This is a genomic window from Kribbella sp., assembly GCF_035655035.1.
In the GTDB taxonomy this organism is placed as follows: domain Bacteria; phylum Actinomycetota; class Actinomycetes; order Propionibacteriales; family Kribbellaceae; genus Kribbella.
Genome location: NZ_DASRVN010000173.1, coordinates 1 through 5,155, shown reverse-complemented (window position 1 = coordinate 5,155; position 5,155 = coordinate 1). Strand labels below are relative to the sequence as shown.

At 70.0% G+C, this 5,155-nt stretch carries 5 protein-coding genes; 3 read left to right on the top strand and 2 right to left on the bottom strand.

What is annotated here, in order from left to right:
* From VFF46_RS10275 to VFF46_RS10265, 3 genes are all read left to right on the top strand, one after another.
* A partial coding sequence (locus VFF46_RS10275) for an enolase C-terminal domain-like protein (protein ID WP_325036833.1) occupies nucleotides 1-1,042 on the top strand: 1,042 nt, incomplete at its 5' end.
* Nucleotides 1,043-1,086: 44 nt separating this feature from the next.
* On the top strand, nucleotides 1,087-2,346 hold the full coding sequence (locus VFF46_RS10270; RefSeq protein ID WP_325036832.1) for an ROK family transcriptional regulator: 1,260 nt from the start codon (nucleotides 1,087-1,089) through the stop codon (nucleotides 2,344-2,346).
* A 7-nt stretch (nucleotides 2,347-2,353) separates the two neighbouring features.
* On the top strand, nucleotides 2,354-2,911 hold the full coding sequence (locus VFF46_RS10265; RefSeq protein ID WP_325036831.1) for a GNAT family protein: 558 nt from the start codon (nucleotides 2,354-2,356) through the stop codon (nucleotides 2,909-2,911).
* A 32-nt stretch (nucleotides 2,912-2,943) separates the two neighbouring features.
* On the opposite strand, the gene VFF46_RS10260 is transcribed toward VFF46_RS10265, so the two are convergent.
* Both VFF46_RS10260 and VFF46_RS10255 read right to left on the bottom strand, forming a co-directional pair.
* Nucleotides 2,944-4,032, bottom strand: coding sequence for a Gfo/Idh/MocA family oxidoreductase (locus VFF46_RS10260; protein ID WP_325036830.1), 1,089 nt, complete (start codon nucleotides 4,030-4,032; stop codon nucleotides 2,944-2,946).
* 7 nt (nucleotides 4,033-4,039) lie between these two features.
* A partial coding sequence (locus VFF46_RS10255) for an InlB B-repeat-containing protein (RefSeq protein WP_414673050.1) occupies nucleotides 4,040-5,155 on the bottom strand: 1,116 nt, incomplete at its 5' end.

Genomic DNA, 5,155 nt, shown 5'->3' with positions numbered 1-5,155 from the left:
GGTCGGCCGCTACCCGGGCGACATCGGCGACCTGACCAGGCTCGCGTCGTACTCCGGGTACTGGCGCGGCGGACCCGTGACCAACAACGCGATCTCCGGGATCGACCAGGCGCTGTGGGACATCGCCGGCAAGCGCGCCGGGATGCCGGTGTACGAGCTGCTCGGCGGCAAGGTGCGCGCGGCCGCGGACACGTACATCCACGCCAGCGGCAAGACGATCCAGGACACCGTCGAGCACGCGAAGACCCTGGTCGACCAGGGCTGGCGCCACGTCCGGCTGCAGATGTCCACGCCGGGCGGCGGCGGGTACGGCGCGCCGCGGCTGCCGACGCTCTACCCGGACGCGCCGTACCGCAACGGCTGGTCGGCGCGCGACTACCTGCGCGCCACGCCGGAGCTGTTCGCGGAGGCGCGGCAGGCGCTGCCGGACAACATCGAGCTGCTGCACGACGTGCACTCGCGGCTGACGCCTAAGGAAGCGATCATCCTGGCGCGATCCCTCGAGCCGTACGGGCTGTTCTTCCTGGAGGACGTGCTCGCGCCGGAGAACTGGGACCGGCTGCCCGAGGTGCGCGCGGCGTCGCCGGTGCCGCTCGCGGTCGGCGAGCTGACCACGTCGATGAACGACGCCGTCCGGCTGATCCGCGACCACGGCGTGGACTTCATCCGCTCGCACGTGTCGGACATCGGCGGTCTGACCCCGGCCCGTAAGCTGGCCGACCTCGCGGAGCTGTGCGGGGTCCGGACCGCCTGGCACGGCCCGGGCGACACGTCCCCGATCGGTGCCGCCGCGAACGTCGCGCTGGACGTCACGTCGGTTGCCTTCGGCATCCAGGAGGGGCACATCTACAACGACGCGACGTACGAGGTGTTCCCCGGCACGCTGCGGATCGAGGACGGCTGGCTGCGGCCGAACGACGCCCCCGGCTGGGGGATCGACGTCGACCTGGAGGCCGCGGCCCGGTACCCGGCAGAACTGTCCGGTCACGACGAGTGGGCGGCCGGCGTACGGCGGATCGACGGAGCCCTCGAAGCACCGTAATCAGTCGGGTCCGGCAGTACGATCACGGCCAGTGGGAGGTGGAGATGAGCGAATCGGTCGAAGGGCCGGCCCGGCACGCGGGCGCGAACCAGTACGACCTCGGCTCGTTCAACGAGGCCGTGATCATCGAGACGATCCGGCTGGCCGGCATCATCAGCCGGACCGAGATCTCCCGCCGGACCGGTCTCACCCAGCAGTCGGTGTCGCGGATCCTGCGCATCCTGCTCCAGCAGGGCCTGCTGGTGGAGGAGGCGCAGGAGCGCGCCGAGCGGCTCGGCAAGCCGCGGACGCCGGTCCGGCTGCGGTCGAACGCGGCGCACGCGGTCGGGATCCACGTCGATCCGGAGCTGCTGACGGTCGCGGTCGTCGACCTGGACGGGAAGATCGTCCGCCGCGAGACCGTCGACCTGGCCGAGGACCTGGAGGCCGGGCAGCTCGTCGACCTGACCGCGGCGACGGTGTCCGCGGCGTTGAGCATCAGCCAGGTGGACATGGACTCGATGCTCGGCGTCGGTGTCGCCGTACCCGGCCCGATCGACGCCGACGGGTCGTTGCTCGCGCTCCCGTTGCAGCCCGCCTGGCGGGGGTTGAAGATCCGCCAGCTGCTGCAGGAGCGGCTGAATCATCCGGTGCTGGTGGAGAAGGACGGTACTGCGGCGGCGATCGGCGAGCGCTGGATCGGGCGGTCGGCACGGGCGCGGGACTTCGCGTACCTGTACCTCGGTACCGGCGTCGGGAGCGGGCTGTTCCTGAACGGGGCGATCTATCGCGGCGGTACGTCGAACGCCGGTGAGTTCGGGCAGGTCGCCGCGCTGCGGGTGGGGGAGTGGGACGCGGAGAACGGGCCGCGGATGGTGCCCGAGTGCAACCCGACGGCGTCGCTCCCGGTGATCGCGGCGGAGTACGGGTACGTCGAGACGGATCCCGGTGCGACCGACGAGGCCACGCGGTACAAGGCGGTCTGTCATGCGGCCGCGGCCGGGAACGAGGCCGCGGTGAAGGCGGTGCGGCAGGTGGCGCGGGTGATCGGGCAGGGCGCCGTCGGGCTGGTCGACCTGCTCGACATCGATCTGCTGGTGCTCGGCGGGCCGGCATTCGGGAAGGAGATCTCGGAGATCTTCCTCGCCGAGATCGGGCGGGCGGTGAACGCGCATCCGCTGGCCCGGGAAACCCGCGAGGTCGGGGTCGAGGAATCGATGCTGCAGAAGGACGCGGCCGCGGTCGGGGCGGCGTCGACGATCTTCCACGACGCGTTCACCCCTCGGGTGTCGGGGTCGAGTCAGGCACGTAGGCTGCCCAAGTGATGGCACAGTGATCGCACCCCGCCCGCTGACACCGGACGTCGAGCTCCGGATCGCCAGCGTTGACGACGCTCCTGCTTTGGCCGCCGCACAGATCCTTAGCCGGGAACATCTCCGGCGGTGGGAACCCGTGCGTACCGAGAAATGGTTCACGACCGAGGGCCAGCTCGAGCGGATGAACTACCAGCTCGAGCGCTACAAGAACGGTCATGTGGTGCCGTGGGTGCTGGCGTCGGGTTCGCGCATCGTCGGCGCGATCACTTTGAGCGACCTGGTGCCGGGGCCGTTCCGCAGCGCGAGCCTTGGCTACTGGGTGTCCGTCGACTCGATCGGGCAGGGGCTGGCAACCCGCGCCGTGGAAGCGGTCGCTTCTATTGCTGACAGCGAGCTGAAGCTCCACCGGATCGAAGCCAGCACCCTGACGGGGAATGTGGCGTCCCAGCGGGTGCTGGAGCGGACGGGCTTCCAGCAGATCGGCATGGCGCCCACGTACCTGCACATCGACGGCTACTGGCAGGACTGCAACCTCTACCAAAAGATCCTCAACAACCGCGAGCCCGGCGCCTAACGGCACCGGGCTCTCGTACGGGCTAGTTGGGGCTAGTTGGGTGGGAGGCCGATGCCTCGGGAGACGTCTACGTCGTCGTAGCGGCCCTCCAGGACGTCCAGGAACTTGACCGGACGCTGGAGGGTGGAGGCGATGTAGACGGCCCGTACGGTCGCCAGCGCGTCGATCGCGTCCTGGACGGTGATGGCCGGCTTCTCGCCGTTGGTGATCGCGCGGAAGATGTCGTCGTACTGCGCGGTGTGGCCGCCGGGCTCGCCGGCGTCGACCGGCTGGTCCTCCTGGGTGCCGTCCACGTTCAGCCGGCTCAGGAGGTCGTCCTCGATCTCCGCGCCACCCTCGGTGCCGTGGACGGCGACGCGCGTACGACCACCCGGGTACGCCGCGGTCGTCGCGTGCAGCGTGCCGACCGCGCCGTTCTCGAAGGTGAGCGTCGCGACCACCGTGTCCTCGACCTCGATCGCGTGGTGCGCCGCCCGCAGCGCCTGCGCCTGGATCGTGACCGGGCGGCCCATGAACCACAGCATCAGGTCGACGGTGTGCACGCCCTGGTTCATCAGCGCGCCGCCGCCGTCCTGCGCCCAGGTCCCGCGCCACCCGGCGGACGCGTAGTACTCGTCGCTGCGCCACCAGGCGACGGTCGCGACGGACGACGTCAGCTGCCCGAACCGCCCGGCGTCGATCGCCTGCTTGACCACCGCGCTACCGGCGTCGAACCGGTGCTGGCTGATCACCGACGACAGCACGCCGTGGTTCCCGGCCCGGTCGGCCGCGGCGCCGAGCCGGCGCGCGCGGACCAGGTCCACGTCGAGCGGCTTCTCGATCACGACGTGCTTCTTCTCTTCCAGCGCCTGCTCGGCCAGCGCCGCGTGCGTACCGCTCGGGGTGCAGATCGCGACGAGCGACACGTCCGACCCACTCAGCGCCGCGGTCAGGTCGTCGTACACCTTCGGCTCCGGCTGCCCGAGCTCGACCAGTTGCGCCCGGAGTGCCTCCCGGGCCGCGGCGTCACCGTCCACCAGGGCGGTGACGATCGCGTCCGGCCGTTCCGCGAAGGCCTTGGCGTGGGTCCGGCCGATGATCCCGCACCCGACGATCGCGACCTGCTGTTGTGTGTCAGCCATCTCGCTCCTACTTCGTGGTGAAGTTGGCGGTCAGTATCTGGTCCGTCGAGACGGTGAAGGTGTACGACGGCGTTGTCGCCACCACCGTCCCGTTGACGGTCCAGTCCCGGAAAACGCTATCCGATTTAGCTGCCGCCGTCACTGTGACCTGCGCGCCGACTTCGTACGTTCCGGGCTCGGACTCGTTGCCGGCGATCGCGACGGTACCGTTCCCGTTCGCCTGCGCGCTGATGCTGCGCTGCACCACGTTGATCACCATCACGTTGTGCAAGGTCGCCGTACCGCTGAGCGTGGCACCGTTGTACCGGGCAAGGTTCGTCGCCTCGACGTCGCCGCTGACGACGCTGACGGTGTGACCGTCGCTGCCGAGGTTGTCGGTGCCCAGGTTGAACGCCTCGACCTGCCCGGAATTCACCACCAGCCCGTCGTGGAAGCCGTACGCGAACACGTCCAGCAGCGTCAGCCCGTGGGCGCCGTCGACCGTGACGATCTTCGCGGTCTTGCGCATGTACTTGTCGATGACGAGCTCGAAGATGTTGCCCTCGTTCATCCAGTACGGCTGCTGGTAACCGACCCGGGTGACCGCGTTCCCGTTCGACAGCACGCCCTCGACCCGGCCGTTGCGCCCGGCCCCGATCGTGATCGCGTGGTCGAAGAACGCGCCCGCGACCTTCCGTACGACGACGTCGTCGCCGCTGAGGTCGATGCCGTTCCACGCGTTCGGGAAGCCGGCGTTGATCACGTAGTTCCCGCCGGCGTGTCCGCGGACGGCGTACGGATAGGGCACCACGCCGTTGGCCGGGTTGTTCTCCGGGTAGAACACCCGCAGCCCGCGCACGCCCGCTCGGTTCTCCAGCGTGACGAGTGCGGTGCCGGTGTCCTTCTCGAACGCCTGCAGCACGGTCCCGCCGCTCAGCCCGCCCTCGTCGCGGTTCGGTACAGCGGACGCCCCGCGCAACTCGACCTTCGCCGGCACGTTCAGGTGCGTGCCGATCCGGTACCACCCGGCGGGCAGATACACGATCCCGCCGCCGTCGCGCCCGGCCCGGTCGAGCACCTTCTGTACGTCGCGCGTCGCGTCCGCGGCCGGCAGGTACCCGACGCCGTGCGGTGCGTCCACGAC